Genomic DNA, 25,173 nt, shown 5'->3' on the forward strand with positions numbered 1-25,173 from the left:
GCTCGGGATGACACCATTTCTCGGGAAGGCGCAGTGCGCCGATGCAGAAAACGGTGTCATCCCGAGCGTAGCGAGGGATCCTTCGTTTCTTCGTTCTACTTCCGCATCGCCTGGCTTTCTTCCGGCGTCAGCGGGCGTTCGCGGAAGGACAGGATGCGGCCGCGGATCGTGCCGAAGCCGGTCTGGGCTTCGAGCTTGGCGGGATAGCGCATCTGGCTCTGGTCCATGCGCGCGAGCCATATGCGCATCGGACGCTCGCGTTCGGTCTCGGCTTCCTTTGGGGCTTCGTCGAACTCGCCGGCGATGCGCTTGGTGAAGATCTCGCACACCAGTACATCGCCTTGCGCGCCCGGAATGCCGGCCGTTGCGGCGGGCTCGGTGCCGATCTTCCTGACCAGGATGTCGATGCGACGCTTGCCGTCGTTGCTTTGCACCGTGCGGTCGCAGGCGGTGTCACCGGCCAGGCCGACGCTGAGGGCCGCCGACATCGGATCGAGCGAGCCGCGGCGCTGCTCGTCGGTGATGGCGTTCTTCGGCGAGGGCTTGTAGGCAGGTGTGTGCGTCTCCTGAATCGTGCCGCCACTATACTGCGCCACCCAGGTGCGGGGCTTGTCGCCGACGATGATCGACAGCGATCCGGCTGAAGGCCGCGCGCCTTGTGTCGAGAAGCCGCCCCAGGCACGGTTGCGGCCTTCATAGTTCATGGTGACGGCCCTCAGGATGCCTTCCTTGAAGGTCCGGCTTTCGACGTCGTAGGTCGAGCCGTTGAACTTCGCGGTCACATCGATGCGGAAGCCCGAGAGACCCGCGAAGGTGATCTCGTAGGCGATGTCGACCTGGCGCGCGTCAGATGCCGCGCCCTGGGCCGTCGCCACGGCAGGAGCCGCCACGCTCAAGGCAAACGCCGCCAAGGCCTTGCAAAATCTCATGCGAGTCCCTTTCTCGGAGGGGCTTACTTCGGCCTGTCCGGCACGATAGAAGGCCGACGCTCCCTTCGCCACCCAACATGGTGGCTCAATAAGGCATTTTTCGTTCATGTCGAAAACCGTCACGGACGGCGCTCCCCCTATGGACACCCCGCGAACCTGGGGGGTCATCGCGATCCTGGGCCGCCATTTGTGGCCAAAGGGTGAACCGGGCCTGCGCGCGCGGGTGATGGTGGCCCTGGTCCTGCTGGTCGTCGCCAAGGTCACCAACGTCTACGTCCCGCTTCTCTACAAGGACGCCGTCGATGCGCTGGGAACGCCCGCGGCGCAGGCAGTCGCGGTGCCGATCGCCCTGATCGTCGCCTACGGGGCTGCCCGCGTGCTGGCTCAGGCCTTCGGCGAAATTCGCGACGCCATTTTCGCCCCGGTGGCCCAGCGGGCGATCCGCAACCTGGCGCTCGAAGTGTTCGGGCATCTCCATGCACTGTCGCTGCGGTTCCATCTCGAGCGGCAGACGGGCGGCATCAGTCGCGTCATCGAGCGCGGCACGCAGGGCATGGACTTCCTGATCCGCTTCACGACCTTCAACATCCTGCCGACCCTGTTCGAGATCATGCTGGTCGGCGGCATCCTGTGGAGCCTCTACGACTGGCGCTTCTCCGTCGTGACGCTGGTCGTGGTCGGCGTCTACATCGTCTTCTCGATCGTCTTCTCGGAATGGCGCATCAAGTTCGTGCGCTACATGAACGAGGCCGACACCGAGGCGAATGCCAAGGCGATCGACAGCCTGCTGAACTTCGAGACGGTGAAGTATTTCGGCAACGAGCCACACGAGGCGCGGCGCTACGATGTCGGCCGCCGGCGCTACGAGACCGCGGCCATCCGCTCCAGCCGCACGCTGTCGGTGCTCAACATCGGGCAGGGGGCGATCATCTCGGTCGGCCTCGTCGCGGTCATGGCAATGGCGGGTCAGGGTGTTGTCGCCGGCACGATGACGATCGGCGACTTCGTGGCGGTCAACGCCTTCCTGATCCAGCTCTACATGCCGCTCAACATGCTGGGCTTCGCCTATCGCGAGATCCGCAACGCGCTGGTCAACATGGAGAAGATGTTCGGCCTGCTGCGGGTGCAGGCCGAGATCGCCGACAAGCCGGGCGCGCCGCCGCTCGCCGTCAGCGGCGGCGAGATCGTGTTCGACCATGTCGACTTCCACTACGAGAAGGCGCGGCCGATCCTGCACGACGTGAGTTTCCGGGTGGCGCCGGGCGAGACCGTGGCCATCGTGGGCTCGAGCGGCGCCGGCAAGTCGACCATCTCGCGCATCCTCTTCCGCTTCTACGATGTGGCCTCGGGCCATGTCCGGATCGACGGGCAGGACATCCGCGACGTCCAGCAGGCCAGCCTGCGCGCCGCGATCGGCGTCGTGCCGCAGGACACGGTGCTGTTCAACGACACGATCTACTACAACATCGCGTACGGCCGGCCGGGCGCCAGCCGCGAAGAGGTCGAGGAGGCCGCGCGCCTGGCCCGCATCCACGACTTCATCATGGCGCTGCCGCAGGGCTACGACAGCCCCGTGGGCGAGCGCGGCCTCAAGCTCTCGGGGGGCGAGAAGCAGCGCGTGGCGATCGCCCGCACCATCCTGAAGAACCCGCGGATTCTGCTGTTCGACGAGGCCACCAGCGCGCTCGACACCCGCACCGAGCAGGAGATCCAGCGGTCGCTGGAGGAGGTCAGCCGCGGTCGCACCACGGTGATCATCGCGCACCGTCTGTCGACCATCATCAATGCCGACGAGATCGTCGTCCTCGATCGCGGTCGCGTCGCCGAGCGCGGCCGCCACGCCGAGCTGCTGGCCGGCAACGGCCTGTATTCCGACATGTGGCGGCGCCAGCAGGAGGCCGCGGCCGAGGCCGAGCGTCACGTCGAGGAGCCGCCGTCCTTCCGCGGCGAGGGGCATCTGCGTGTCGGCGACTAGTCCGGCCGCCACCGGCTCCTGGCGTTCCCTCGTTCCTGTCTTCATCGCCTGCGCGGCGATCGGCCTGCAATCGGGCGCCGCGATGCCTTTGGTGCCGCTCGCTCTGGAGCGACAGGGCGAGGACAAGCTCACCATCGGCATCATCTCCGCGGCGTGGGCGATCGGCATGCTCATGACCGGGCCGTACATCCCGCGGTTGGCTGCCCGCTTCGGCGCCGTGCCGCTCATCCTGGGCGCCGTCATGGCAGGCTCCCTATGCACGGTCGGCTATACGCTGACCACGGGGCCGGCCGCATGGTTCGCGCTCACTCTCGTGCACGGCGCGGTCGGCGGCGTACCGTGGGTGGTGAGCGAGATCTGGATGAATCTCGTCGTCGAGGAGAAGCGGCGCGGCCGGGTCATGGCGATCTATGCCGCGATGTTCGCGGGCGGCATGGCGCTGGGGCCCTTCGTGCTGCAGGTCGTCGGCGTCTACGGGCCGGCACCTTTCCTGACCTGCGCCGGGCTCGCCCTGCTGGTCGCCCTGCCGCTGCTGCCCTACCGATACCGGGCGCCGGCGATCCGGCATCATGCCGATGGCGGCTATGGCACGATCTTCCTGGCGGCCCCGCTCGCCATGCTTGCCGCCTTCGCGGGGGGCCTCGGCGAGCAGGTCGCCTTCAGCTTCCTGCCGGTCTATGCGGTCAGCGCCGGCGTGGCGCCGGAGACCGGGGCGCTGTGGCTCTCGGCCTTCGTCGTCGGCAACGTGGCTCTGCAGTGGCCGATCGGCTGGCTGGCCGACCATTGGGATCGCCGTGCCGTGCTGGCGGGCTGTGCGCTCATCAGCGCCGCGCTGGTGATCGGCCTCACCTTCGTGCCGGCGCAGTCGCTCGCGATCGTCGGCGTGATCATGCTGTGGGGCGGCATCTCGTTTGCGATCTATCCGGTGGGTCTGGCGTTGCTGGGGCAGCGCTTCAGCGGCGGCGACATTGCCCGCGCGAACACGGCCTTCAGCCTGATCTACGTCCTGGGCGGGCTGGTCGGCCGGCCGCTTACCGGCGCGGCGATGGATGCGTTCGGCGAGCCCGGCCTCGGCTGGACGCTGGGCTTCTTCTATGTGGTCGCGACGGTGGGAGCGTTGCTGGCAATGCGCCGCCGCGGCTGATAAGTCTGGCCACCGATGAGTGCGTCCGCAGCGATTTCCGGCACGTCGGCCGATCCGCTTCTCGAGCCCCTTTTGAAGGGTGACCGGCGGGCGCTGGCTCAGGCCATCACCCTGATCGAATCGACGCGCAGCGATCACCGGATGCGCGCGGATTCCCTGCTAGCGGCGGTGCTGCCGCATACCGGCCGGTCGGTGCGCCTCGGCATCACCGGCGTGCCTGGCGTCGGCAAGTCGACGCTGATCGAGCGTTTCGGACTCTCGCTGCTGGAACGTGGCCGGTCGCTGGCCGTGCTGGCGATCGATCCCTCGTCCAAGCGGGGCGGCGGTTCGATCCTGGGCGACAAGACGCGCATGGAGGAGCTGTCGCGCCGCCGTGAGGCCTTTATCCGGCCCTCGCCGGCCGGCGTCACCCTGGGCGGTGTTGCACGGCGCACCCGCGAGACGATGCTCCTGGTCGAAGCGGCGGGCTTCGACACGGTGATCGTCGAGACGGTGGGCGTGGGCCAGTCCGAGACGGCGGTTTCCGACATGGTCGACATGTTCATCGTACTGCTGCTTCCGGCAGGCGGCGACGATCTGCAGGGCATCAAGCGCGGCGTGATCGAATTGGCCGACCTGATCGTGGTCAACAAGGCCGACGGAGACCTCAAGGCGACGGCAAAGCGGTCCGCCGCGGACTACCAGCACGCGCTGCGCATGCTGCGCTCGCCGACGGCGGGCTGGACGCCGGAAGTCACCACCAGTTCGGCCCAGACGGGCGAGGGTGTGACCGAGATCTGGAGCGTCGTCGAGCGCTTCAACGGGGCGGTGGGCGAGAAGGGCATCCAGAAGCGCCGCGCCGAGCAGGCGCGCGCCTGGATGTGGAACGAGGTCGGGGAGACCCTTCTCTCGGAACTCCGCAAGCATCCCGACGTGCGCCGGCTGGTTGGCGGCCTGGAGCGCGAGGTCGAGGCCGGCCGGACCACCCCGGCTGCCGCGGCCCGAACCATGCTACAAGCCTTCCATGGCCGCTAAATCCTTCCTGAGGCGCGCGCGTCGTGCCGCCGAGGCCCAGAAGGAGCCCTTCTGGAAACGCAAGACCCTGGCGCAGATGACCAAGCAGGAATGGGAATCCCTCTGCGACGGCTGCGGCATGTGCTGCGTCAACAAGCTGGAATACGAAGGGACGGGGGAACTTGCCCAGACCGACACCTGCTGCCGGCTGCTGGACCCCAAGACCGCGCTCTGCCGGGACTACAAGAATCGCAAGAAGATCGTGCCGGATTGCATCCAGCTCACCCCAGCGGTGGTGGCCAAAATGGACTGGCTCCCAAGGACTTGTGGGTACCGCCTGGTCCACCTCAAGCAGGATCTCTATTGGTGGCATCCCCTGATCTCAGGCGATCCAAACACCGTGCACGAAGCGGGAATCTCGGCCCGGGGGCGGGTCATCCCCGAGGATCAGGTCGAGGATATCAGCGAAAGAGTCGTGGATTGGTTTGCTTGACGGGCACCCGTCAGGCCCGTAAAAAGCCGGCCTTCCCGCCCTCCGGCGGGATCGTTTTTTAGCGGATATTTTCATGCCCCGTCGTTGCGCCCTCTCGGGCAAGTCCGTCCAGTACGGCAACAATGTGAGCCACGCGAACAACAAGACGAAGCGCCGGTTCATGTCGAACCTGCAGGTCGCTTCGGTCCTGTCCGACGCGCTGGGCCATGCGGTCCGCCTGCGCCTGACCCCGCGCGGCATCAAGACCATCGAGCACAATGGCGGCATCGACGCCTATCTGCTCGACACGAACGACAGCAAGCTCTCGCCCGAGATGAAGGTGCTGAAGCGCCGCGTCGTGTCGGCCAAGGGCAAGAAGGACGCGAAGGCAGCTGCTTAGGGCTGAGCGAAGCTCAGCCCCATGAGCGACAGGACATTGCCTGCAATGTCCGAGAGCGTCGAAGAACGAACGGCCCCTTCATGACCCCTCCGTCGGCGTAAGACGCCGACACCTCCCCATTTGAATGGGGAGGAGAGCGTTACGGCGCTACTTCAAACAGCATCAGAATATTGCGCTGAAGCGGATTGAAATTGTCGTCCGACATCAGCCAGAGCAGCGTCTCGCCTTTGGCGCCACGTGTCGCTGCCAACCCTTCCAGATTGTCGACCGCATAAGGCGACGAGAGATGCGCCATCTCCTCCGGCCGTACCGTCGCGCCGGGCGTGAGCTGGGCGGCGTCGAACCGCATCACGCGCACGCGCACGCCCCGCACCATGTCGAAGGCGCGCTCCAGCGTGGCGTAGGATCCGTCCGGCAGCACCGCCAGCGCGGTCGGCTTGTAGTCGGGAACCGTCGCGTAGCTGAAGGCGCTCCAGGCGTAGCGGCCGGCAGTCTCGGGCTTGCCGATCCAGCCGACCACCGTGCCGGCCTGACGGCTGTATTCCTCGCTGATGGCGATGACGGTGCCATCCGCCAGGGCGGCTAACGCCTCGATGCCGCCGTTTCCAGGCTGGCGGCCGATATCGGCAGGCCCCTCGACCGGCAGAGGCGTCGCGGTGAGTGTGGAGTAGCGCCACAGCCGATGGCGTCGCTCGAAGGCCACCAGCCACGATCCATCGGGCAGGCGTGCCATCGCCTCGGCATCGGCCTCAGGCTTGCTGTCGATCGGCTTGCCGTCGAGGCCGCGCAGCTGGCCCATGCGGGCATCTGCCAGCCCCACGAGCATGCCCTTTTCGTCGAAGCGCGGCGTGGCCACCAGCCAGGCGCCCTCGTCGGAAATCGACGTCAGCGTACGGTTGTCCGGCGTGACGTGCAGATCGGAAAGGCCGCCGAAACTGCGCGAGTTCGCGCGCATCTCCAGGCCGCCGCGCCAGACCAGCTTGCCGACGCGCGTTGCCTTCGGCTCATCGATCTTGAGCGTGAGCGCCGAGCTGTCGATGGTGACGGGCTGTTCCTGCGCGCCGGCCGGCGGCGGCGAGATGCCGGAGCAGGCCGCGACGAGCAGGCAGAGCGAGAGAAGGAAGCGGTTCGCCACCGGAGAAAAGCGCGCGACTAGGCGGCGCGCTTGCCGGACTTCGTGCCGACCTTGCCGGCGCCCTTGCGTGCGCCCTTGGCCGTACGGGCATCCTTCTTGTCGTCGTCGTCGAACAGCGAGGCGAGCTGCTCCATCATCGTGCCGCCCAGCTGGTCGGCGTCGACGATGGTGACGGCGCGGCGATAGTAGCGCGTGACGTCGTGGCCGATGCCGATGGCGACCAGTTCGACCGGCGAGCGCGTCTCGATCCAGTCGATGACGTCGCGCAGGTGCCGCTCGAGGTAGTTGCCGGGATTGACCGACAGCGTGCTGTCGTCGACCGGCGCGCCGTCGGAGATCACCATCATGATCTTGCGCTCTTCGGGGCGCGGCAGCAGGCGGCTGTGCGCCCACAGGAGCGCCTCGCCGTCGATGTTCTCCTTGAGGATGCCCTCGCGCAGCATGAGGCCGAGGTTTTTGCGGGCGCGGCGCCACGGTGCGTCGGCCGGCTTGTAGACGATGTGGCGCAGGTCGTTCAGGCGGCCGGGATTTCCCGGCTTGCCGGCGGCGAGCCACTGCTCGCGGCTCTGGCCGCCCTTCCAGGCGCGTGTCGTGAAGCCCAGGATCTCGACCTTCACGCCGCAGCGCTCGAGCGTGCGGGCGAGAATGTCGGCGCTCATCGCCGCCACCGTGATGGGCCGGCCGCGCATCGAGCCCGAATTGTCGATCAGCAGCGACACGACGGTGTCGCGGAAGTTGGTGTCGCGCTCGGTCTTGAACGACAACGCGTGCATCGGGTTGGTGACGACGCGCGTGAGGCGCGCGGCATCGAGGATGCCTTCGTCGAGATCGAACTCCCAGGCGCGGTTCTGCTGCGCCATCAGGCGGCGCTGCAGGCGATTGGCGAGCTTGCCGATCACGCCCTGGAGGTGGGCGAGTTGCTGGTCGAGGTGGTTGCGGAGGCGTCCGAGTTCCTCGGCATCGCACAGCGCATCGGCCTCGACGATCTCGTCGAACTTGTTGGAATAGGCGTGATACTGCTGGCCGGCCGGCTCGTTGGACAGGGCGCCCGGCGGCAGCCACGGCCGCTCGGCGCGGCCCGGCTCCTCTTCGTCGCCCGAGCCCATCTGCATCTCGGTCTGGGCCTGGTCGGCAGCGGTCTCCGACGCGTCTTCCTGCTCGGAAGCGTCCTCGGTTTCCTCGCCCTGGGCGCCGTAGCCCTGGGTCTCGCTGGAATCGCTCTGGTCGTCGCCCGTCTCGTTCGACTGACCGTCGGCGTTCTCCTGGTCCTGCGAATCCTCGTTGTCGTCGTCCTGCAGGTCGGCCGATTCGTCGCCGAGCTTGAGGTCTCGAATGAGCTGGCGGGCGGCACGGGCGAAGGCTTCCTGGTTGGTCAGCGCATCGCGCAGCTTCTGGAAGTCGCGGCCGGCCGCGCTCTCGATGTCGGAGCGCCACAGGTCGACCATCGCCTTGGCCGAGTCCGGCGGGGCGGCACCCAGGAGCTGTTCGCGTGCGATCAGGCCGACCACGTCGGCGATCGGCGCGTCTTCCTTGGTCTTGATGCGGGCATGGCCGCGCTGGTCGGAGCGTTGCCGCCACAAGGCGGAGAGATTGTCGGCGACGCCCACCATCTTGCGGGCACCCAGCGCCTCGACGCGGACCTGTTCCACTGCCTCGAAGATCGCGCGCGCCGCCTCGCCGCGCGGGACCCGGCGCAGGTGGGTCTTGCGGTCGTGGTGGCGCAGCTTCAGCGCCATCGAGTCGGCCTCGCCGCGGACGCGGCTCACATCCTCGACCGGCAGATCGCGCGCCGGCACGGTGATGCGGGCTTCCTGGCCCAGCAGCGAACCGCCGTCGGGTACGAAGGCGACGTTCACTTCCTTGCGCGACACCGCCCGCATCGTGGTGGCGGTGACGCGACGAAACTCCTCGAGGGGAGTGGAGTCCTTGGCCATGAGGCCCTCGCTGCTTACTGCTTAGTGCGTCTTGCCGCCCTTGCCGCTGGACGCCGGCAATTCCTTGCCGAAGCAGCGCTGATAGTATTCGGCGAGCGTGCTGCGCTCGACCTCGTCGCACTTGTTCAGGAAGGTGAGACGGAAGGCAAAGCCCACGTCGCCCCCGAAGATGCGCGCATTCTCGGCCCAGGTGATCACCGTACGCGGTGACATGACGGTCGAGATGTCGCCGGCGATGAAGCCTGCGCGGGTGAGATCAGCCAGAGCCACCATGGCGGCGATGGTCTTGCGGCCCTCGTCGCTGTTGTAGTGCGGCGTCTTGGCGGCGACGATGTTCACTTCCTGCTCGTGCGGCAGGTAGTTCAGTGTCGTCACGATCGACCAGCGGTCCATCTGGCCCTGGTTGATCTGCTGCGTGCCGTGATAGAGGCCCGTCGTGTCGCCGAGGCCGACCGTGTTGGCGGTCGAGAACAAGCGGAACGCCGGATGCGGATGGATGACCTTGTTCTGGTCGAGCAGGGTCAGCTTGCCGTCGACCTCGAGCACGCGCTGGATCACGAACATCACGTCGGCGCGGCCGGCGTCGTATTCGTCGAACACCAGGGCCGTCGGGTTCTGCAGCGCCCACGGCAGGATGCCTTCGCGGAATTCGGTGACCTGCTTGCCGTCGCGCAGCACGATCGCATCCTTGCCGATCAGGTCGATACGCGAGATGTGGCTGTCGAGGTTGACGCGCAGGCAGGGCCAGTTGAGGCGGGCCGCGACCTGCTCGATGTGGGTCGACTTGCCGGTGCCGTGATAGCCCTGGACCATGACGCGCCGGTTGTGGGCGAAGCCGGCGAGGATCGCCATCGTCGTGTCGCCATCGAACAGGTAGGCGTCGTCGACCTCGGGCACGTGCTCGGTCGGGGCACTGAAAGCCGGGACTTCCATGTCGCTGTCGATGCCGAAAACCTGGCGCGCAGAAACCTTGATATCCGGCATGCCCGAAACATTCTGGCGGGCCGCGGTCGTCGTAGAGGCCATCACACGAATTCCTACAAAACAATGCCCGCCAATTGCGGGCGGAACGATAGTCGCAGGCAGGATTGTATGCTGCAAGCGGCCAAATGCACGGACAGCCCCAAGCCGGGCTAATCAGTCGGCCGGAAGGTTCTCGGAGGCCCGCAGAGTGGAATAGGCGGCGTTGATTTCCTTCAGCTTTTCCTCGGCTTCCCGCGCCCCGCCATTGGCGTCGGGATGGTGCAGTTTCACCAGCTCCTTGTAGCGGGATTTCACAACTTTCCGGGTCAGCGGCCAGGAAAGTTCGAGGACGTCCAGCGCATTGCGCTCGGCCGGGGTCAGCTGCTCGCTGCCGTCATACTTCGGCGGCGGCTTTTCGCCGAGGCCGGCATCGTCGGCGAGGCCCAGCGGGTCCTTGATATGGGCGTAGGGATTGCCGTTGCGGCGGGCACCCAGCGGCCAGACGGGACGGCGCCACGTCGTGTCGGCGCGGATGTGGGCCTCGATCTGGTCGGAGTCGAGGCCGGCGAAGTAATCCCACTTCTTGTTGTAGTCGCGAACGTGCTCTAGGCAGAACCAGCGATATTCGTCGAGCTTGTCGCGGGCGCGGGGCGCACGATATTCACCCTGCAGGCGGCAGCCCGGGGCCTCGCAGACGCGCTGGTGCGGCTTCGCACCGTCCATTGCCGCCAGTGGGTTCGCTCGTCGTCGGGCCATCGGGCTAATATGTGTTCACGAATGTGACCCGGCAAGTGAGGCCGGCAGAAGAGGGTGGCAGTCATGGGCAAGGTGGCGACGGCGATCGATGGCAAGCTCCGCGCGACCTTTGCGCCGGTGCGCCTTGCCATCGAAGACGAGTCCTCCAAGCATCACGGCCATGCGGGTTGGCGCGAAGGCGGCGAGACGCATTTCCGGGTCGAGATCGTCTCGGATGCCTTCGAAGGCAAGACCCGGGTCGCGCGCCAGCGCCTCGTCTATGCCGCCCTCAAGGAAGAACTCGACGCCGGCCTGCACGCGCTGGCGATGGAAACGCTGACACCAGCGGAAGACGGAAAGCGCTAGCCTTCCATCTCCACGTCCTTGCCCTCGACGGCAGCCCGGACGGCTTCGGCGTCGGGGCCGGTGTAGAAGTGCGGGACCCATCGCTTGGTGACTTCGCTGTCCGATGCCCAGGTGTGGCAGGTGTCGAGCATGTAAGGCTTGCGGCGCGGCTTCGGCGCGGCGTTCGGATCCTTGGGCGGCAAGGTTCCGGTATTTTCGCGATGCTCCCGGTTGAGGTCGCGGGCCTTCTTCGACGACACGGTCTGGAAGGCGGTGGTCGCCACCGGCCCCAGCAGTTCGACGATGTGGGTGCAGCCATGCACGCCGCCCAGCCGCTCGCGCACCGCGCGGTGGAAGCCGCCGCCGATGCGCAGGCCGATCAGTTTGCGAAACGCCGGCGCGATGTCGCCGCACATGCTGTACGGCGATTTGTCGGTGACGGCCTCGGCATCGACGATCGTGAAGGCGTGGTCGATCGTCAGCCGGATCGACATGTCATGCACGAAATCGCCGGGCTTCAGCGGCCCGCGCCATTCATTGGCATGCTCGTAGGTCTTTTCGTCGGTGATGCGGCCTTCGATGTCCCACAGCCCGTCGTCGCGGAAGAAGCCCTGGCAGACGACGCGCCGAGTGTGAAGGTGCTGTCGCCCGATCGGTGGCGAAAGCGGCATGGTGGTTCCCCGTAATGTCAGGTGGAGGTCAGTTGCCCGCCTGTATGGCGGCGGGCGGCACGATCCGCAACTCGGCGATGCGCGTGCCCTCGCGCTTCAAAATCTCGAAGCGGAAGCCGTAAAATGCATAAACCTGGCCCACTTCCGGGATGCGGCGCGCCTCGTGCAGCACCAGTCCGGCGATGGTCGTGGCGACGCCCTCGGGCAGGCCCCAGCCGAATTCGCGGTTGAGGTCGCGGATCGGCACGTCGCCCTGGCAGACCATGCTGCCGTCGTCGCGCCGCGCGACGCCGCGGCGGATGGCATCGTGCTCGTCCTCGATGTCTCCGACGATCTCCTCGATGATGTCCTCGAGCGTCACGATGCCGCGCAGCGCGCCGTACTCGTCGACCACGATCGCGAAATGCTCATGGCGGGCACGGAACGCCTCGAGCTGATCGAACAGGACCGTCGATTCGGGAATGAACCAGGGAGCGGTCATGATCGCATCGATCTTCACCGCGGCGGGATCGCCGGCGGCCTTCACGGCGCGGAACAGGTCCTTGGCGTGGACGACGCCCACCACGTTGTCGGCCTCCCCGCGATAGAGCGGGATGCGCGTGTAGGGCGCCGCCAGCATCTGCGTCACGATGGAATCGGTCGGCTGGTCGGCATCGATCAGCACCACGTTGCCGCGATGGGTCATCACGTCGCCCACCGTACGGTCGCCGAGATCGAGCACCGAGCGCAGCATCGCCTTTTCGGCCGGCGCACTATCGCCGGTCTGGCCCTCGCCGTGCAGCTCGATGGCGCCGCGCAAGGCATCGCTCTGCTCCTCGGCGTCGGGCGTGCGGTCGGTGCGCACGTTCATCAGCTTGAGGAAGAAGCGCGAAATCCAGGCGACGCCGCGCGCCAGCGGCCCCAGGATGGTCAGCGTGACCATGATCGAGGGCGCCAGCGCGAGCGCCACGCGGTCGGCGCGCAGCAGGGCCCAGGTCTTGGGCATCACCTCGGCGAAGATCACGATCAGGACGCCGATCGCAAGCGTCGCGTAGACGACGCCTGCGGCCCCGAACAGCGCCGTCAGCACCGCGGTCGAGAGCGAGGCGGAGAAGATGTTGACGACGTTGTTGCCCAGCAGCACGGCGCTTACCGCCTCGTCCTTGCGGTCGAGCAGGGCGTTGACGATCACCGCCCGGGGATGTCCCTGCTGCGCCAGCCGGTGCATGCGTGGGCGCGACGCGCCAGTGATCGCCGTTTCGGCGGCCGACAGGTAAGCAGCCAGCAGGAGGCAGACGAAGACGAGCGGAACCGCGATGGAAAGCGGGATGTCGAAATGCAGTTCGGCGTCCATGCCGCTCCTAGGCCGCGATGGCGTCGTCGAGCAGGCCGCGCAGGCCCGCCTCGTCGACGTCGCGGGTAACGAAGGATTTGCCGATGCCGCGCGCCAGCACGAAGGTGAGCTTGCCGCCCTCGGCCTTCTTGTCGCCGCGCATGTGCTCGATCAGCTTCGCAGCGTCCCAGGTGCGGCTGTTGTCGCCGCCGATCGTGCGCAGGCGCACCGGCAGGCCGACGCTGCCGAGATGGCGACGCACGCGCTCGGCATCGGCCTGCGGGCAGAGTCCGAGCCGCGCCGACAGGTCGAAGGCCATCGCCATGCCCGCACCGACAGCCTCGCCGTGCAGCAGCGCCCCGCCGAAGCCGGTCTCGGCCTCCAGCGCATGGCCGAACGTGTGGCCGAGATTGAGGAGCGCGCGCAGGTCGGTGGTCTCGCGCTCGTCGGCGGCCACGATGCGCGCCTTGGAGAGGCAACTCTGCTCGATCGCGTAGGTGCGCGCCGCCGCGTCGCCCGCCAGCACCTTGTCGCCGTTGGCCTCGCACCAGGTGAAGAACTCCGGATCGTCGATCAACCCGTACTTTGCGACCTCGGCATAGCCCGCCAGCAGTTCGCGGCGCGGCAGCGTGTCGAGCACCGTCGTATCGGCCAGCACGAAGCGCGGCTGGTAGAAGGCGCCGACCAGATTCTTGCCGTGACGCGTGTTGATGCCGGTCTTGCCGCCGACCGACGAATCGACCTGAGCCAGCAGAGTCGTCGGCACTTGTATGAAATCGACGCCGCGCAGCAGCACGGCCGCCGCGAAGCCGGTGAGGTCGCCGACCACGCCGCCGCCCAGCGCCACCAGCGTCGTCTTTCGGTCGGGACGACGATCGAGCAGTTCGTTTAACAGCCGGCCAAAGCTCGCGAAGTCCTTGCTGCTCTCGCCGGCCGGGACAGTCACCGTCTCGGTCTTCACGCCCGCCCTCTCGAACGAGGCGGCGAGGCGTGCGCCATAGATCGGCTCGACCGTATCGTCGCTCACGATCGTGACGCGCGGGGCAGCCAGCAGCGGACGCGACAGCTCGCCCGCGCGGTCGATCAGGCCGGGACCGATGGCGATGTCATAGGCGCGGCCGGCCAGGTCGACGCGGATGGTACGGGGCGAACTCATGACGTCTGTCCTGCTGTCTGGGCCTGCAGATGCGCGCGGATGGCGTCGATCACCTGCTCGGTCGTGCGCTCCGCCGGCTGGGCGGTGGAATCGACCACGATGTCTGCCTCTGCGTAGATCGGGTAGCGCTGCTGCATGAGCCGCGCGAGAATTTCCTTCGGATCGCCCTGGCGTAGCAGCGGTCGGTGTGTGCGCTTCTTCACCCGGTCGAACAGAACCTCGAGTTCGGCGCGCAGCCACACGGTGAGCGCCCGGGCCTTCATGAGGCTCCGGGTCTCCGGGTCCATGTAGGCGCCGCCGCCGGTCGACAGGACGCGCGGCGACTCCTCCAGCAGCCGGGAGATCACCCGCCGTTCGCCGGCGCGGAACTCCTGCTCACCAAAGCGTTCGAAGAATTCGGCGATGGTGCAGCCCGCCGCGCGCTCGATCTCGTCGTCTGCGTCGACGAACGGGAGGCCGAGTCTTGCCGCCAGCCGTTTGCCGATGGCGCTCTTGCCCGCGCCCATCAGACCCACGAGGGCTACGGTGCGCGGCAAGGACAGGGGAGAAGAGACGTCCATGTCGAGCTGCCCCAGTCATGTCGCCCATTATGCCCCCGGTTTCAAGCGATTGGCTGCGGCACTCCGGTCGGCGACGTATAGGCAATTGCCGCTCCGGGGGAGGGCAGGTAGGTTGCCCGTGCCGTGCCCCTGTTCCGTTCCAGAAACCGCTTCAACGTGCCCAACCTCCGCCTTGGGCCCATCATTGCCGCCGCCGTGGTGGCCCTGCTGGTCGCCGGCCTGGTGGCGCTCGCGGTGGTGGAGCCGCGCCCGCCGCTCAAGCACTTCGAAGTCCCGGTTCCAAATGAACGTCTTGCGCGGTAGCTGCGGCTTTCTGGCCGCCGTAGCGCGACAGGCTCTTGGGCATCCGGCGCAATCGGCGAGGCCTGCACCGGGGGGCCGTTCGCGGTGGAAATCGCGATCGCTCACGGCCTGTGAAGCGTAAGCCCGCCTTCGGCCATGCGCGTGAGGTGCTGGCCTTTCTCGAGATGCTGCAGGCCGAACGCGGCGCCTCGAAGAACACGCTGATCGCCTACGGCGCGGATCTGGCGGACCTCCAGTCGTTCCTCACGCGTCGCAAGCAGGGCCCGCTGACGGCCGACGCGACTGCGTTGCGCGCCTACCTGAAGTCGCTCGACTATGTCGGCATGACGCCGCGCACGGTGGCGCGACGGCTCTCGGTGATGCGCCAGCTCTTCCGGTTCCTGCTGGCCGAGCGGCTCCGCGAGGACGATCCGGCAAGCACGCTCGACTCGCCGCGGCTCGGGAGACCGCTGCCCAAGGTCCTGTCGCGCGAGGAGGTCGATCGTCTGATCGATGCCGCGCGCAGCAAGGACGCGGTCGATGGCGGCCGCATGGCGACCCTGCTCGAAATTCTCTACGCGGCGGGTTTGCGCGTATCGGAGCTGGTGAGCCTGCCTCTGTCAGCCTGCGAACGCGATCCTTCGATGCTGCTGGTACGGGGTAAGGGCGACAAGGAGCGGCTGGTGCCGCTGTCGGACCCGGCGCGCCTGGCAATCATTGCCTGGCTGCACATGCGGCGCGGCCAGCTTGCCGAGGGCGAGACCTCGCGCTTCCTGTTTCCGTCGCGCGGCCGCACCGGCCATCTCACCCGCCAGCGGTTCGCGCAGCTTCTGAAGGAAGCGGCTGTGGGCGCGGGGATCGATCCGGCGCGCGTGTCACCTCATGTGCTACGCCATGCCTTCGCCAGCCATCTGCTGGCCGGCGGCGCCGACCTGCGCTCGGTCCAATTGATGCTGGGCCATGCAGATATCGCCACGACCCAGATCTATACCCACGTGCTCGACGACAAGCTGCGCTCGCTGGTGCAGGAGCACCATCCGCTGGCCCGGCGAAAGCGCCGGCCGGCCGGTTGACAGGATTCGGCGACCGGGCGACACCTGACCTTCAATGACGACATATCTCGACTTCGAGAAGCCGATTGCGGAGCTGGAAGGCAAGATCGCCGAGCTTCGCCATCTGCCCAATTCCGGCGACGTCGACATCGCCGAGGAAGTCATGCGCCTGCAGGACAAGGCGCATAAGCAGATCCGCGCGACCTATGCCAAGCTCACGCCGTGGCAGCGCGTCCAGGTGGCGCGCCACGCTGAGCGGCCGCACGCGCAGGCCTACATTGACCGACTGATCACCGACTACACGCCGCTGGCCGGCGACCGCGCCTTCGGCGAGGACGCCGCCATCGTGGGTGGCATGGGCCGGTTGCAGGGCCGCAGCATCGTGGTGCTGGGCCAGCAGAAAGGCGACGATACCGAGTCGCGCATCAAGCACAATTTCGGCATGGCGCGGCCCGAGGGCTATCGCAAGGCGCAGCGCCTGATGCGGCTCGCCGACCGGTTCAAGCTGCCGGTGCTGACGCTGGTGGACACGCCCGGTGCCTATCCCGGCATCGAGGCCGAGGCGCGCGGCCAGGCGGAAGCCATCGCCAGCTCGATCGAGACCTGCCTCGGGCTCGGCGTGCCGCTGGTCAGCGTGGTGATCGGCGAGGGCGGTTCGGGCGGCGCGCTTGCGATCGCTTCGTCGGACCGCGTCTACATGCTGGAGAACTCGGTCTATTCGGTGATCACGCCGGAAGGCTGCGCCTCGATCCTGTGGCGCAACAATGCCAACGCGCAGGACGCGGCCGAGGCGATGAAGGTGACGGCGGCCGACCTGAAGAAGCTCGACGTGATCGACGACGTGATCCCCGAGCCGATGGGCGGCGCCCATCGCGCGCCCGACGAGACGATCGACCTGGTGGGTCGTGTGGTCGGCGAAGCCATCGCCGAGCTCGCGAAGCTCGACGGCGACACGCTGCGCCAGCGGCGCCAGGACAAGTTCCTGGCGATGGGCAAGAAGGGCCTCTGACTTCCTTGTCGCTGCGACTGAGCGTTCTCGATCAATCACCGATCCGCAAAGGCGGCACGCCGGCGGAAGCCGTGCGCGATACGCTGGAACTGGCGCAGCTCTGCGACCGGCTGGGCTACCACCGTTACTGGCTGGCCGAGCATCACAGCAGCGAGGCGCTGGCCGGCTCGACGCCCGAAGTGCTGATCACGCGCGTCGCCGGCCTGACCGAGCGCATGCGCATCGGGTCGGGCGGCGTGATGCTGCCGCACTACAGCGCCTTCAAGGTGGCCGAGAATTTCCGCATGCTGGAGACGTTGTTTCCCGGCCGAATCGATGTCGGCATCGGCCGCGCGCCGGGCAGCGACCAGCACACGATGCGCATCCTGGCCGACGGCAAGCCGAACTGGAGCGACGCCGACAAGTATCCCTACCAGGTGCGCGATCTCGTGGCCTGGCTGCACGACGCGCTGCCGCTCAATCACGAAGGCACCGGCATCGTGGCCCAGCCGAGCGGCGAGACGGCGCCCGACGTGTGGCTGCTGGGATCGAGCGACGACAGCGCCGCACTGGCCGCGCATTTCGGCCTGCCGTTCTGCTTCGCGCACTTCATCAATCCCGACGGCGGCGATGGCGTGACGCGCGCCTATCGCGCGCATTTCAAGCCGTCGTCGCTACATGCGAAGCCGATGCCGCTGATGGCGATCTCGGTCCTGTGCGCGGAGACCGACGAGGAAGCCGATCTTCTTTCGCGCAGCCGTGAGGTCTGGGCGATGCGCCTGCGGACACTCGGCAATCCCGGCCCGGTGCCGTCGGTCGAGGAAGCGCTCGAGGCTGCGAAGCAACCCGGTGCCGAACGCTGGCTGCCGGCGCTGCGCCGCCGCTCGGTGGTCGGCTCGCCCAAGACCGTGCGCGCCGGTCTCGAACGCCACGCAGCGGCCTACGAAGTCGACGAGATCATGGCGGTGACGATCTGCTACGACTTCGAAAAGCGGAAGCGGTCGTACGAGCTGTTGGCGGAAGAGTTCGGGCTTTCTTCAAGCTCCTCTCCCCCGATCGGGGGAGAGGCTGGGTGAGGGGCGGCGCACCCCGTGTAACCCCCTCACCTAACCTCTCCCCCGATCGGGGGAGAGGAATACGAGATCAAAGCCCCGCCAGCGGGAAGCCTTTGCCCTTGCCGTTCTGCGGGCGGCGCTTCTCGATCATGGCACGCGCCTCGGCGGCGCGGCCGGCTTTCGCCATCGCCGACGTCACCAGATATTCCAGCAGGTCGCGTTGCGCACGGCTGCCGCCCAGGCGTTCGTGGGTGGCGAGCAGCGGCTCGATCTCGCTGATCGCGCGCGCCCAGTCGCCCTGCGCGTAAGCTTCGAAGCCACGCGCCATCGGTTGCAGCATATCGGCGGTGGCGCCCTTCGGGGCCTCGATGAATTTTGCCAGCGCCGCGCCGTCGCCCGCCATCGCGTAGGCCAGCACCGTATGCATGTCGACGAAGCCGAGGCCTGACCGTCCGAACCATTTGGTGTTGTAGTCCGCGATCTCGCGCCACCGTCCGGGCTGGCGCGCCTCGCCCGCCATTTCCGCGCGGGCGAGGAAGGCGACGCAATCGGTCGCGACGTTGATCTGCGGACCCCAGGCGACGGCCGGGCTCAGCGCCTCGTCGTAGATGCGCCAAGCGTCTTCCATGCGGCCGGTCTCCATCGACCACAGAGCGAGGTGCCAGCTGTTGTGGACGTGCATCAGCCCGTCCCGCGAATAGTCCTTCATCCAGTCCGTCAGGAAGGTGAGGCCGGTCTCGCGCTCGCCCAGCTCGTAGAAGAGATGGCCGCGGATGTGCGCGGCGTGCGCGCTCTTCGGGAAGGCATCCAGCGCCGCATCGATGTTGCGCTGGCCCTCGTCGAGCTTCTGCAACTCGATCTGCGCGAAGGCAAGCTGCGTGCGATACCACCAGTCGTCGCCGTAGTGCTTCTCGAAGGGTTCGAGCAGGGCGAGCTGGTCGACCTCGCGGCCGGTCTTGCCGGAGAAGCCGATCAGGCCGAACACGCTGGTCGCCGGCGCGAGCGCCATGGCGTCGCGCGGCCATTCCTTCATGTGCACATGGATTGCGTCGAGCGCCGCGGCGCCCTGGCCGGTCAGGATCTTCTCGAAGATCGCGATCTGGCTCTGCTCGCGCGGGCTGGCGCCGGCGGCCAGCTCCTTCGCACGCGCCAGCGGCGCCTTGGCTTCGTGGCCGCGGCCCAGCAATTGCTTGGCGCGGGCCAGCGAGATGTGGCCCAGCGCGAAGTTCTCGTCGGCTTCGACGGACTTCTGGAAGGCAGCGTCCATGCCGGGCGTGGCGGCCATCAGGCTCTCTACGCCGGCGAGGTAGGCGTCGCGCGCCGCGATCGACTGCGTGGCGAGTTCGTTGCCGTAGCGATCCTGCAAACCCATCACTTCTCCTTGCCCGCCGTCGGATCCCACATGGGCGACGCCATGGTCTCGCTGAAATTCTTGAACATCAGGTTGAACGAAATGCTGATGCGGTCGCTCTCGCCATCATTGGCCGGCACCGTGTGCTTCAGCCAGGAGGGGAAGATCACCATCCGGCCGTCCTTGCTCGGCGCATTGGCGCCATTGGCGGTGAGGCGGGTGTACTGGCGCGGCTTAGGCATGATCATCGAGGCCTGGCCGCGGGGATCCTGAAACAGGATCTGCGAACCGCCGGCCGGGATCGAGACGTAATAGACGCCGCTCAGGTAGTTGTTCGGATGATGGTGCATCGGATGGTAAGCGCCGGGCGGATTGATGTTCGCCCAGCAGCCGGTGATCGCCATCGGATACTGGTCGACCTGCAGGAAGCGGGCGACGCCGCGGGCCGCCGTCTCGACCAGCTTCACGAATTCCGCGAAGGCCGGCCGCGTGTGCAGGTCCTGCGGCGTCTGCCAGTTGCTGCCCGCCGGGACCTTGGATCGCGGCGCGATCAACCGCTCGATCTCGGCCTTGAGTTTCGCATTGAGGCTGGCCGCGGCGGCCGGCTGGAGGTCCACGATCCACAAGGGGGTCGGGAAAATCTCCTGCACTTCCTGCTTCTCGATCATGGCTGCCAGTATATCCCGCGATTGCCCGATTGTCCGTTAGGTGATCCAATCCGCCGCATAATCAAAGGCTAGGGAGAAAACAACCGATGCCCGTGTCGATCCATGCTGTGACGCCCGACTTCGTGGCCGAAATCGGCGACGTCGCCCTGAACAAGGTCTCGCGCGAGGATCTCGCCGCGATCCGCGAAGCTTTCACCAAGTATGCCGTACTGGTCTTCCCCGACCAGGAGTTCGACGACGAGAGCCAGCTCGACTTCGCCCGGCATTTCGGGCCGCTCGAGACGACCGTTTTCAAGGCGCGCAAGGATCACAAGCTGCGGCTGCACGAGAACATGGCCGATGTCGGCAATCTCGACGCCGAGAACCGCATCCTCGAGACCGACAACCGGCAGCGGCTCTACAATCTCGGAAACCGGCTGTGGCATACCGACTCCTCGTTCAAGCGCCTGCCGGCCTATTGCTCGATGCTGCACGCCCGCTCGATTCCGCCGATCGGCGGCCACACCGAGTTCGCCGACATGCGCGCGGCTTACGACGCGCTGCCCGACTCGACGAAGCAGCGTATCGCGGGGCTGGTCGCCGAGCATTCGATCATGACCTCGCGCGCCAGGCTCGGCTTCAAGGATTTCGACGAAAGCGAGCGCGAGGCCTTCGCACCGGTGCCGCAGGTTCTGGTGCGCCGCCTGCAGGATTCCGGCCGCATGAGCCTCTATATCGCCAGCCACGCCGGCGCGATCCGCGGCATGGCCGACGCCGAGGCGCGCCAGCTCATCGACGAGCTGACCGCGCACGCGACGCAACGCCAGTTCGTCCACGCGCACCGCTGGCGCCAGGGCGATCTCGTGATCTGGGACGATCGCTGCACCATGCATCGCGGCATGGCGTTCGACGACCAGCGCTACAAGCGCGACATGCGCCGCGCCACCGTTTCCGATGTCGCTCCGACCTGCGAACAGATGGGCCTGGCCGTCGCCGCGGAGTAGGGGCCATCGCGCCTTTGTTTTACCCGTCGTCCTGAGCGAAGCCGCCCGCAGGGCGGCGTAGTCGAAGGACCTCTTTTCCGACGCACGGTGTGTCGATGCGAAAAGAGGTCCCTCGACTTCGCGCCTTCGGCGCTCCGCTCAGGACGACGGAGATTTACAGTAACCGCCGCATGATCGTCCGCCGCCAGGGCGGATGGCCGTGCCGGTTAGCCCCCATCTCCTGCATGCGGAAGATGTGCGGCCAGTCTCCGCGCGGCATCTCCTCGAAGCCGCGGCGTGTGTAGTAGGGCGCATTCCAGGGGACGTCGCGATAGGTCGACAGGTAAAGCGTGCGGTGTCCGAGGCGACGGGCAGCGGCCGCGACCTGTTCGATCAGCGCGCTGCCATGTCCCCGGCCCTGCCAGCGATTGAGCACCGAGAGCTGGTCGAGCCAGGCCGTGCCGCCGGGAAACTTCATCAGGGCGAAGCCAATGGGCTGGTCGAGGGCTGAGACCGCGATCCAGAGCCGGCCTTCGCGCCGGCCAGCCTCGAGCGAGGCGAGGCTGGCGGGCGGCATGTCGATGACGCGGTCGAGGCCCACGTGCCGATAGCGAAGGTCGGCCTCGTTTTCGATCTGCGGCAGCAGCTTGATTTCATGCGGGTGCGGACGGCGAATCATGGCAGGGGATTGGGTACGCTGGCTGAAAGCCCGGAGGAAGCACCCATGACCATCGACATCGAACCGCTCAAGAAGGAACTCGGCCGCAAGATCGAGGACGAGGACGTCGTCACGCAGGCGCCGCTGAAGGCGATGATCGCGACGTTCGACCGTGACGACAAGGTGCCGGCGGAAGGCGAGGCGATCGCGCCGGGCTGGCATCTCTGCTTCCTGCATTCCTATGCCCGCCGCAACGTGCTGGCCGAGGACGGGCTGCCGACCGAAGGCGGCGTGCTGCCGAAGATTCCGCTGCCGCGCCGCATGTATGCCGGCTCGACCTTCACCTTCGAGGGCGACATCCGGGTGGGCGACAGGCTGCGCCGCGAGACCGAATTCTCCGACGTGCAGGTCAGAGGCGGCGGCACCGGCAGCCTGATCGTCACCAGCCAGACGCGCCGGATTTACACGCCGCGCGGCCTCGCCGTGACCGAGGTGGCGAACACCGTGTTCCGCGAGGAGGTGAAGGCCGGCGAGAAGAGTGGCGTGCCGGTGCGCGAGGCGGCACCCACGGACGTGCCGTGGCGGCGCACCATCAAGGCCGATCCGGTGATGCTGTTCCGCTACTCCGCCATCACCTTCAACCCCCATCGCATCCACTACGACCGGACCTACTGCATCGAGACCGAGGGCTATCCCGGCCTGGTGGTGCACGGTCCCTTCGCGCAGCAATGCCTGTTCGACCTGTTGCGCGATTCAAATCCGGGACGGCCGATCAAGTCCTTCGCCATCCGCGCCCGCGCGCCGCTGTTCGACACCGCGCCCTTCGACGCAATCGGCGGGCCGACGGCGGACAGCAAGGGCGCTGAACTCTGGACGGTGACGCCCAAGGGCACGATCGCGGCGCAGGCCACGGCGACCTTCGCTTAAGCGGGCATGCAAGCACCGCCCCTGCCGCGATTCCTGATCCCGCGGCTGCCGTTCTTCTACGGCTGGGTGGTGCTGGGCTGCATCTGCCTTGCGGGCTTCGCGCGGCAGGGGCCGGCGGTCGCGGTGCTGTCGATCTTCGTCGTGCCGATGACCGAGGCGTTCGGCTGGTCGCGCACCGAGATGTCGGGTGCGGTGTCGCTGGGCGGCGTGCTGGCCGCGATCATCTCGCCGGTGATCGGCCCGTTTGTCGACCGCCGCGGCGCGCGCCTCGTGCTCTGCCTCGCGGTTGCCGGCACGGGTATCGCCTGCATGGCGCTGTCGCTGATCCAGTCGCTGCTGCTTTTTTATCTGCTGTTCTGCTTCGCCCGCATGATCTGGGCGGGGCCATTCGACCTCGGGCTCTACAGCGCACTCAACAACTGGTTCGTGGCGCGCCGGGGCATCGCGGCGTCGTTCGCCACGCTGGCGCAGATGTCCGGGCTGGTCGGATTGCCGCTGATCGCCCAGTTCGCCATTAGCGGCGCGGACTGGCGCGCTGGCTGGATCGCGGTCGGCGCCACGGTGCTCCTGGTCGGCTTCGTGCCGTGCTGGCTGCTGCTGGTCCGGCGGCCCGAGGACGTTGGCCTGCAGCCCGACCGGCTGGCCGACGGCAAGGCGCCGCCGCTGGTCGAGCCGCGCTGGAGCCGGGCGCAGGCGATGCGCACGCCGGCCTTCTGGCTGCTCTCTCTCTACACCGTCCTGCTGTTTCCCGTGCAGGCGGGTGTCAGCCTGCACAATGCACCGCACCTGATCGAGCGCGGCCTGTCGCCCGTCGCGGCGGCTTCCGTCATCGCCTTCGTGGCGATGGTCTCGGGCGTGGCGAGCTTCGGTATCGGTTTCCTGCCGCGCCGTTGGCCGGTGCGTTACCTGATGGCGGTCTGTGCGGTGTGCATGGCGTTTGGCAGCTATGGGCTGATCTTCATCTCGGGAGTGGAAACCGCGATGGCGGCAGCCGGCTTGTTCGGCATCGGCATAGGGGGCGTCATGCTGCTGCTGCCGGTGGCCTGGGCCGACTATTTCGGGCGCGAGAGCTATGGTGCGATCCGCGGCGTGGCGCTCTCGTTGCAGGTCACGGCGCAGGCGGTGGGGCCGCTCGCGTCGGGCATGCTGCGCGACTGGAGCGGCACCTACACCGATTCGCTGCTGCTCTTCGGCACGCTCGCCTCGCTGGCGGTGATCGCCGCGCTCGTCGCCCGGCGGCCGCGTTCCCTCGCGCTCTAATCGTTCGCCGCGCCGTAGCGCAGGGGGCGGAAGAAGGCCCTGATGTCCTCGACCAGCAGGTCCGGTTCCTCGAGTGCCGCGAAGTGGCCGCCGCTCGGCATCACCGTGTGGCGACGCAGGTTGAAGGCGCGCTCGATCCATTCCCGGGGCGGCGCCGGTGCGATGTCGGCGGGGAAAGCGGCGAAGCCGGTCGGCGTTTCGACCTTCGCGCCTTCCGGCAATGCACGCGGCTTCTGTTCGGCGGCGCCGCGATAGAGCCAGGTCGAGGTGCCCGCGGTACCGGTCAGCCAATAGACCATGATGTTGTCGAGCAGCGTATCCATCGAGAAGCGCTTCAGCGGATCGCCGCCGCAGTCGCTCCACGCCTGGAATTTCTCCGCGATCCAGGCCGCGAGGCCGACCGGCGAGTCGCTGAGCGCCACGCCCAGGGTCTGCGGTCGCGTGGCGTGGATGCGCTGGTAGGCGGTCTTGTCGTCGAGCGCGGTGCCCATCTTCGCCAGCCAGGCCTGCTCGTCGGCGCTGAGCGTCGCGGTCTTGAGATCGAGGCCCGGCCGGAGCCCCATCATGTTGAGATGGACGCCGAGCACACCCGAGTCGTCCTTCTGCGGATGATCGAAGGCCAGCCACGACGAGACGACGGCGCCCCAGTCGCCGCCCTGGATGCCATAGGGCCGGTCGTAGTTGAGCTTCTCGGTGACGAGCTTGTGCCAGAGGCCGGCGATGGCGCGCGGCCCGATCGGGCCCGTCGTGCCGTCGGCGCGGATCGGCGGACCGGAGAAACCATAGCCCGGCAACGACGGCACGATCACGTCGAAGGCGTCGAGCGGATCGCCGCCATGCTCCTCGGGATGGGCGAGCACGTCGACGAGGTGCAGGAACTCGACGATCGATCCCGGCCAGCCGTGCGTCACGACCAGTGGAATAGGCCGCGGCGCATCCTCGACCACCGTGCCGGGCTCGCGGATGAAGTGGAGCCGCTGCGGGCCGATATCGACCAGGTAGTTGGGCCACCGGTTGATTGCTTCCTGGCAGCGCTGCCAGTCGTAGCCGTGGCGCCAGTAGTCGACCAGTTCGGCGAGGAAGGCGGGATCGGTGCCCGAGGCCCAGGAGCCCCGGTCCTCAATCGCCGTTGGCGGGCGCCAGCGGCGCAGGCGCTCGTCGAGATCGATCAGCGCCCGTTCGGGAATGTCGACCTTGAAGGGCTCGGGAGTCTCATAGCGCGTGTCGGCCATGCCGACAGGCGTAG

26 protein-coding genes are annotated in these 25,173 nt (G+C 67.4%); 13 read left to right on the top strand and 13 right to left on the bottom strand.

Going from position 1 to position 25,173, the window contains the following annotated elements:
- Positions 1 to 95: 95 nt before the first annotated feature.
- On the bottom strand, positions 96 to 929 hold the full coding sequence (locus tag KQ910_RS11020; RefSeq protein ID WP_216959556.1) for a DUF3108 domain-containing protein: 834 nt from the start codon (positions 927 to 929) through the stop codon (positions 96 to 98).
- Between the two features lie 139 nt (positions 930 to 1,068).
- On the opposite strand from KQ910_RS11020, the gene KQ910_RS11025 reads away from it, so the two are divergent.
- The 5 genes from KQ910_RS11025 to rpmB all read left to right on the top strand — a co-directional run bounded on the left by KQ910_RS11025 (position 1,069) and on the right by rpmB (position 5,913).
- Positions 1,069 to 2,904 carry an ABCB family ABC transporter ATP-binding protein/permease gene (locus tag KQ910_RS11025; RefSeq protein WP_229600382.1) on the top strand — a complete coding sequence of 612 codons (1,836 nt, stop codon included), beginning with the start codon at positions 1,069 to 1,071 and terminating at the stop codon, positions 2,902 to 2,904.
- Positions 2,891 to 4,048, top strand: coding sequence for an MFS transporter (locus KQ910_RS11030; protein ID WP_216959561.1), 1,158 nt, complete (start codon positions 2,891 to 2,893; stop codon positions 4,046 to 4,048). Before KQ910_RS11025 ends, KQ910_RS11030 begins: the two co-directional genes overlap by 14 nt.
- Positions 4,049 to 4,063: 15 nt before the next feature.
- Positions 4,064 to 5,062, top strand: coding sequence for a methylmalonyl Co-A mutase-associated GTPase MeaB (meaB, locus tag KQ910_RS11035; protein WP_216959563.1), 999 nt, complete (start codon positions 4,064 to 4,066; stop codon positions 5,060 to 5,062).
- A complete protein-coding gene (locus KQ910_RS11040; protein ID WP_216959566.1) occupies positions 5,052 to 5,534 on the top strand; it encodes a YcgN family cysteine cluster protein in 483 nt (160 codons plus the stop codon). Before meaB ends, KQ910_RS11040 begins: the two co-directional genes overlap by 11 nt.
- A gap of 73 nt (positions 5,535 to 5,607) precedes the next feature.
- Positions 5,608 to 5,913 (top strand): 50S ribosomal protein L28, encoded by a 306-nt coding sequence (rpmB, locus tag KQ910_RS11045; RefSeq protein ID WP_216959568.1) that lies wholly within the window; start codon positions 5,608 to 5,610, stop codon positions 5,911 to 5,913.
- Between the two features lie 139 nt (positions 5,914 to 6,052).
- On the opposite strand, the gene KQ910_RS11050 is transcribed toward rpmB, so the two are convergent.
- From KQ910_RS11050 to KQ910_RS11065, 4 genes are all read right to left on the bottom strand, one after another.
- Positions 6,053 to 7,048 carry an esterase-like activity of phytase family protein gene (locus KQ910_RS11050; protein ID WP_216959570.1) on the bottom strand — a complete coding sequence of 332 codons (996 nt, stop codon included), beginning with the start codon at positions 7,046 to 7,048 and terminating at the stop codon, positions 6,053 to 6,055.
- Positions 7,049 to 7,065: 17 nt separating this feature from the next.
- Entirely contained in the window at positions 7,066 to 8,982 is a 1,917-nt protein-coding gene (gene cobT, locus KQ910_RS11055; RefSeq protein ID WP_216959573.1) for a cobaltochelatase subunit CobT, read from the bottom strand.
- A 21-nt stretch (positions 8,983 to 9,003) separates the two neighbouring features.
- Entirely contained in the window at positions 9,004 to 10,008 is a 1,005-nt protein-coding gene (gene cobS, locus KQ910_RS11060) for a cobaltochelatase subunit CobS (protein WP_216959576.1), read from the bottom strand.
- Positions 10,009 to 10,119: 111 nt separating this feature from the next.
- The gene (locus tag KQ910_RS11065; protein ID WP_216959579.1) at positions 10,120 to 10,701 is read right to left on the bottom strand and encodes a J domain-containing protein; all 582 of its coding nucleotides are present in this window, start codon (positions 10,699 to 10,701) and stop codon (positions 10,120 to 10,122) included.
- A 63-nt stretch (positions 10,702 to 10,764) separates the two neighbouring features.
- On the opposite strand from KQ910_RS11065, the gene KQ910_RS11070 reads away from it, so the two are divergent.
- Positions 10,765 to 11,046, top strand: coding sequence for a BolA family protein (locus KQ910_RS11070; protein ID WP_216959581.1), 282 nt, complete (start codon positions 10,765 to 10,767; stop codon positions 11,044 to 11,046).
- Here KQ910_RS11070 and KQ910_RS11075 read toward each other — a convergent pair.
- From KQ910_RS11075 to KQ910_RS11090, 4 genes are read right to left on the bottom strand one after another with little or no spacing between them, the layout of a single operon-like run.
- Positions 11,043 to 11,696, bottom strand: coding sequence for a DUF2889 domain-containing protein (locus tag KQ910_RS11075; RefSeq protein WP_216959584.1), 654 nt, complete (start codon positions 11,694 to 11,696; stop codon positions 11,043 to 11,045). The genes KQ910_RS11070 and KQ910_RS11075 overlap by 4 nt on opposite strands.
- A gap of 28 nt (positions 11,697 to 11,724) precedes the next feature.
- The gene (locus KQ910_RS11080) at positions 11,725 to 13,029 is read right to left on the bottom strand and encodes an HlyC/CorC family transporter (RefSeq protein ID WP_216959587.1); all 1,305 of its coding nucleotides are present in this window, start codon (positions 13,027 to 13,029) and stop codon (positions 11,725 to 11,727) included.
- A 7-nt stretch (positions 13,030 to 13,036) separates the two neighbouring features.
- Positions 13,037 to 14,164, bottom strand: coding sequence for a 3-dehydroquinate synthase (aroB, locus tag KQ910_RS11085; protein WP_216959589.1), 1,128 nt, complete (start codon positions 14,162 to 14,164; stop codon positions 13,037 to 13,039).
- Positions 14,161 to 14,724, bottom strand: a complete 564-nt coding sequence (locus KQ910_RS11090; RefSeq protein WP_216959592.1) for a shikimate kinase — start codon at positions 14,722 to 14,724, stop codon at positions 14,161 to 14,163. Before KQ910_RS11090 ends, aroB begins: the two co-directional genes overlap by 4 nt.
- Before the next feature lie 123 nt (positions 14,725 to 14,847).
- On the opposite strand from KQ910_RS11090, the gene KQ910_RS11095 reads away from it, so the two are divergent.
- The 4 genes from KQ910_RS11095 to KQ910_RS11110 all read left to right on the top strand — a co-directional run bounded on the left by KQ910_RS11095 (position 14,848) and on the right by KQ910_RS11110 (position 18,122).
- On the top strand, positions 14,848 to 15,027 hold the full coding sequence (locus KQ910_RS11095; RefSeq protein WP_216959595.1) for a hypothetical protein: 180 nt from the start codon (positions 14,848 to 14,850) through the stop codon (positions 15,025 to 15,027).
- A gap of 110 nt (positions 15,028 to 15,137) precedes the next feature.
- Positions 15,138 to 16,079, top strand: coding sequence for a site-specific tyrosine recombinase XerD (locus KQ910_RS11100; protein ID WP_369408323.1), 942 nt, complete (start codon positions 15,138 to 15,140; stop codon positions 16,077 to 16,079).
- A 34-nt stretch (positions 16,080 to 16,113) separates the two neighbouring features.
- Entirely contained in the window at positions 16,114 to 17,067 is a 954-nt protein-coding gene (locus KQ910_RS11105) for an acetyl-CoA carboxylase carboxyltransferase subunit alpha (protein WP_216959599.1), read from the top strand.
- Positions 17,068 to 17,072: 5 nt separating this feature from the next.
- Complete coding sequence (locus tag KQ910_RS11110) at positions 17,073 to 18,122, top strand: LLM class flavin-dependent oxidoreductase (protein WP_216959601.1); 1,050 nt, start codon at positions 17,073 to 17,075, stop codon at positions 18,120 to 18,122.
- Positions 18,123 to 18,189: 67 nt separating this feature from the next.
- Here the strand turns inward: KQ910_RS11110 and KQ910_RS11115 are convergent, their stop codons facing one another.
- Positions 18,190 to 19,473, bottom strand: coding sequence for a tetratricopeptide repeat protein (locus KQ910_RS11115; RefSeq protein ID WP_216959603.1), 1,284 nt, complete (start codon positions 19,471 to 19,473; stop codon positions 18,190 to 18,192).
- A complete protein-coding gene (locus KQ910_RS11120) occupies positions 19,473 to 20,120 on the bottom strand; it encodes a TIGR02466 family protein (protein ID WP_216959605.1) in 648 nt (215 codons plus the stop codon). The genes KQ910_RS11115 and KQ910_RS11120 overlap by 1 nt, the downstream gene beginning before the upstream one ends.
- An 86-nt stretch (positions 20,121 to 20,206) precedes the next feature.
- Between KQ910_RS11120 and KQ910_RS11125 the strand changes: the two genes are divergently transcribed.
- Positions 20,207 to 21,103: a TauD/TfdA dioxygenase family protein gene (locus KQ910_RS11125; protein WP_216959607.1), complete on the top strand. Its 897-nt coding sequence runs from the start codon at positions 20,207 to 20,209 to the stop codon at positions 21,101 to 21,103.
- 154 nt (positions 21,104 to 21,257) lie between these two features.
- Here the strand turns inward: KQ910_RS11125 and KQ910_RS11130 are convergent, their stop codons facing one another.
- Positions 21,258 to 21,761, bottom strand: coding sequence for a GNAT family N-acetyltransferase (locus KQ910_RS11130; RefSeq protein ID WP_216959608.1), 504 nt, complete (start codon positions 21,759 to 21,761; stop codon positions 21,258 to 21,260).
- Between the two features lie 45 nt (positions 21,762 to 21,806).
- On the opposite strand from KQ910_RS11130, the gene KQ910_RS11135 reads away from it, so the two are divergent.
- Positions 21,807 to 22,667, top strand: coding sequence for an HTD2 family dehydratase (locus KQ910_RS11135; RefSeq protein ID WP_216959610.1), 861 nt, complete (start codon positions 21,807 to 21,809; stop codon positions 22,665 to 22,667).
- 6 nt (positions 22,668 to 22,673) lie between these two features.
- Positions 22,674 to 23,927, top strand: coding sequence for an MFS transporter (locus KQ910_RS11140; protein ID WP_216959612.1), 1,254 nt, complete (start codon positions 22,674 to 22,676; stop codon positions 23,925 to 23,927).
- Here the strand turns inward: KQ910_RS11140 and KQ910_RS11145 are convergent.
- Positions 23,924 to 25,159 (bottom strand): epoxide hydrolase family protein, encoded by a 1,236-nt coding sequence (locus KQ910_RS11145; RefSeq protein WP_216959614.1) that lies wholly within the window; start codon positions 25,157 to 25,159, stop codon positions 23,924 to 23,926. The two genes, KQ910_RS11140 and KQ910_RS11145, sit on opposite strands and share 4 nt — an antisense overlap.
- Positions 25,160 to 25,173: the final 14 nt, after the last annotated feature.

The organism is Reyranella humidisoli (assembly GCF_019039055.1).
Taxonomy (GTDB): domain Bacteria; phylum Pseudomonadota; class Alphaproteobacteria; order Reyranellales; family Reyranellaceae; genus Reyranella; species Reyranella humidisoli.

What these genes read in the sequence shown, in the direction of transcription:
- cobT (WP_216959573.1), bottom strand. Translation starts at nt 8,982, where the DNA reads ATGGCCAAGGACTCCACTCCCCTCGAGGAGTTTCGTCGCGTCACCGCC.
- KQ910_RS11130 (WP_216959608.1), bottom strand. Translation starts at nt 21,761, where the DNA reads ATGATTCGCCGTCCGCACCCGCATGAAATCAAGCTGCTGCCGCAGATC.
- meaB (WP_216959563.1), top strand. Translation starts at nt 4,064, where the DNA reads ATGAGTGCGTCCGCAGCGATTTCCGGCACGTCGGCCGATCCGCTTCTC.
- KQ910_RS11135 (WP_216959610.1), top strand. Translation starts at nt 21,807, where the DNA reads ATGACCATCGACATCGAACCGCTCAAGAAGGAACTCGGCCGCAAGATC.
- KQ910_RS11070 (WP_216959581.1), top strand. Translation starts at nt 10,765, where the DNA reads ATGGGCAAGGTGGCGACGGCGATCGATGGCAAGCTCCGCGCGACCTTT.
- KQ910_RS11125 (WP_216959607.1), top strand. Translation starts at nt 20,207, where the DNA reads ATGCCCGTGTCGATCCATGCTGTGACGCCCGACTTCGTGGCCGAAATC.
- KQ910_RS11105 (WP_216959599.1), top strand. Translation starts at nt 16,114, where the DNA reads ATGACGACATATCTCGACTTCGAGAAGCCGATTGCGGAGCTGGAAGGC.
- KQ910_RS11020 (WP_216959556.1), bottom strand. Translation starts at nt 929, where the DNA reads ATGAGATTTTGCAAGGCCTTGGCGGCGTTTGCCTTGAGCGTGGCGGCT.
- KQ910_RS11145 (WP_216959614.1), bottom strand. Translation starts at nt 25,159, where the DNA reads ATGGCCGACACGCGCTATGAGACTCCCGAGCCCTTCAAGGTCGACATT.
- aroB (WP_216959589.1), bottom strand. Translation starts at nt 14,164, where the DNA reads ATGAGTTCGCCCCGTACCATCCGCGTCGACCTGGCCGGCCGCGCCTAT.
- KQ910_RS11140 (WP_216959612.1), top strand. Translation starts at nt 22,674, where the DNA reads ATGCAAGCACCGCCCCTGCCGCGATTCCTGATCCCGCGGCTGCCGTTC.
- KQ910_RS11090 (WP_216959592.1), bottom strand. Translation starts at nt 14,724, where the DNA reads ATGGACGTCTCTTCTCCCCTGTCCTTGCCGCGCACCGTAGCCCTCGTG.
- KQ910_RS11025 (WP_229600382.1), top strand. Translation starts at nt 1,069, where the DNA reads ATGGACACCCCGCGAACCTGGGGGGTCATCGCGATCCTGGGCCGCCAT.
- KQ910_RS11115 (WP_216959603.1), bottom strand. Translation starts at nt 19,473, where the DNA reads ATGGGTTTGCAGGATCGCTACGGCAACGAACTCGCCACGCAGTCGATC.
- cobS (WP_216959576.1), bottom strand. Translation starts at nt 10,008, where the DNA reads ATGGCCTCTACGACGACCGCGGCCCGCCAGAATGTTTCGGGCATGCCG.
- rpmB (WP_216959568.1), top strand. Translation starts at nt 5,608, where the DNA reads ATGCCCCGTCGTTGCGCCCTCTCGGGCAAGTCCGTCCAGTACGGCAAC.
- KQ910_RS11075 (WP_216959584.1), bottom strand. Translation starts at nt 11,696, where the DNA reads ATGCCGCTTTCGCCACCGATCGGGCGACAGCACCTTCACACTCGGCGC.
- KQ910_RS11065 (WP_216959579.1), bottom strand. Translation starts at nt 10,701, where the DNA reads ATGGCCCGACGACGAGCGAACCCACTGGCGGCAATGGACGGTGCGAAG.
- KQ910_RS11040 (WP_216959566.1), top strand. Translation starts at nt 5,052, where the DNA reads ATGGCCGCTAAATCCTTCCTGAGGCGCGCGCGTCGTGCCGCCGAGGCC.
- KQ910_RS11080 (WP_216959587.1), bottom strand. Translation starts at nt 13,029, where the DNA reads ATGGACGCCGAACTGCATTTCGACATCCCGCTTTCCATCGCGGTTCCG.
- KQ910_RS11120 (WP_216959605.1), bottom strand. Translation starts at nt 20,120, where the DNA reads ATGATCGAGAAGCAGGAAGTGCAGGAGATTTTCCCGACCCCCTTGTGG.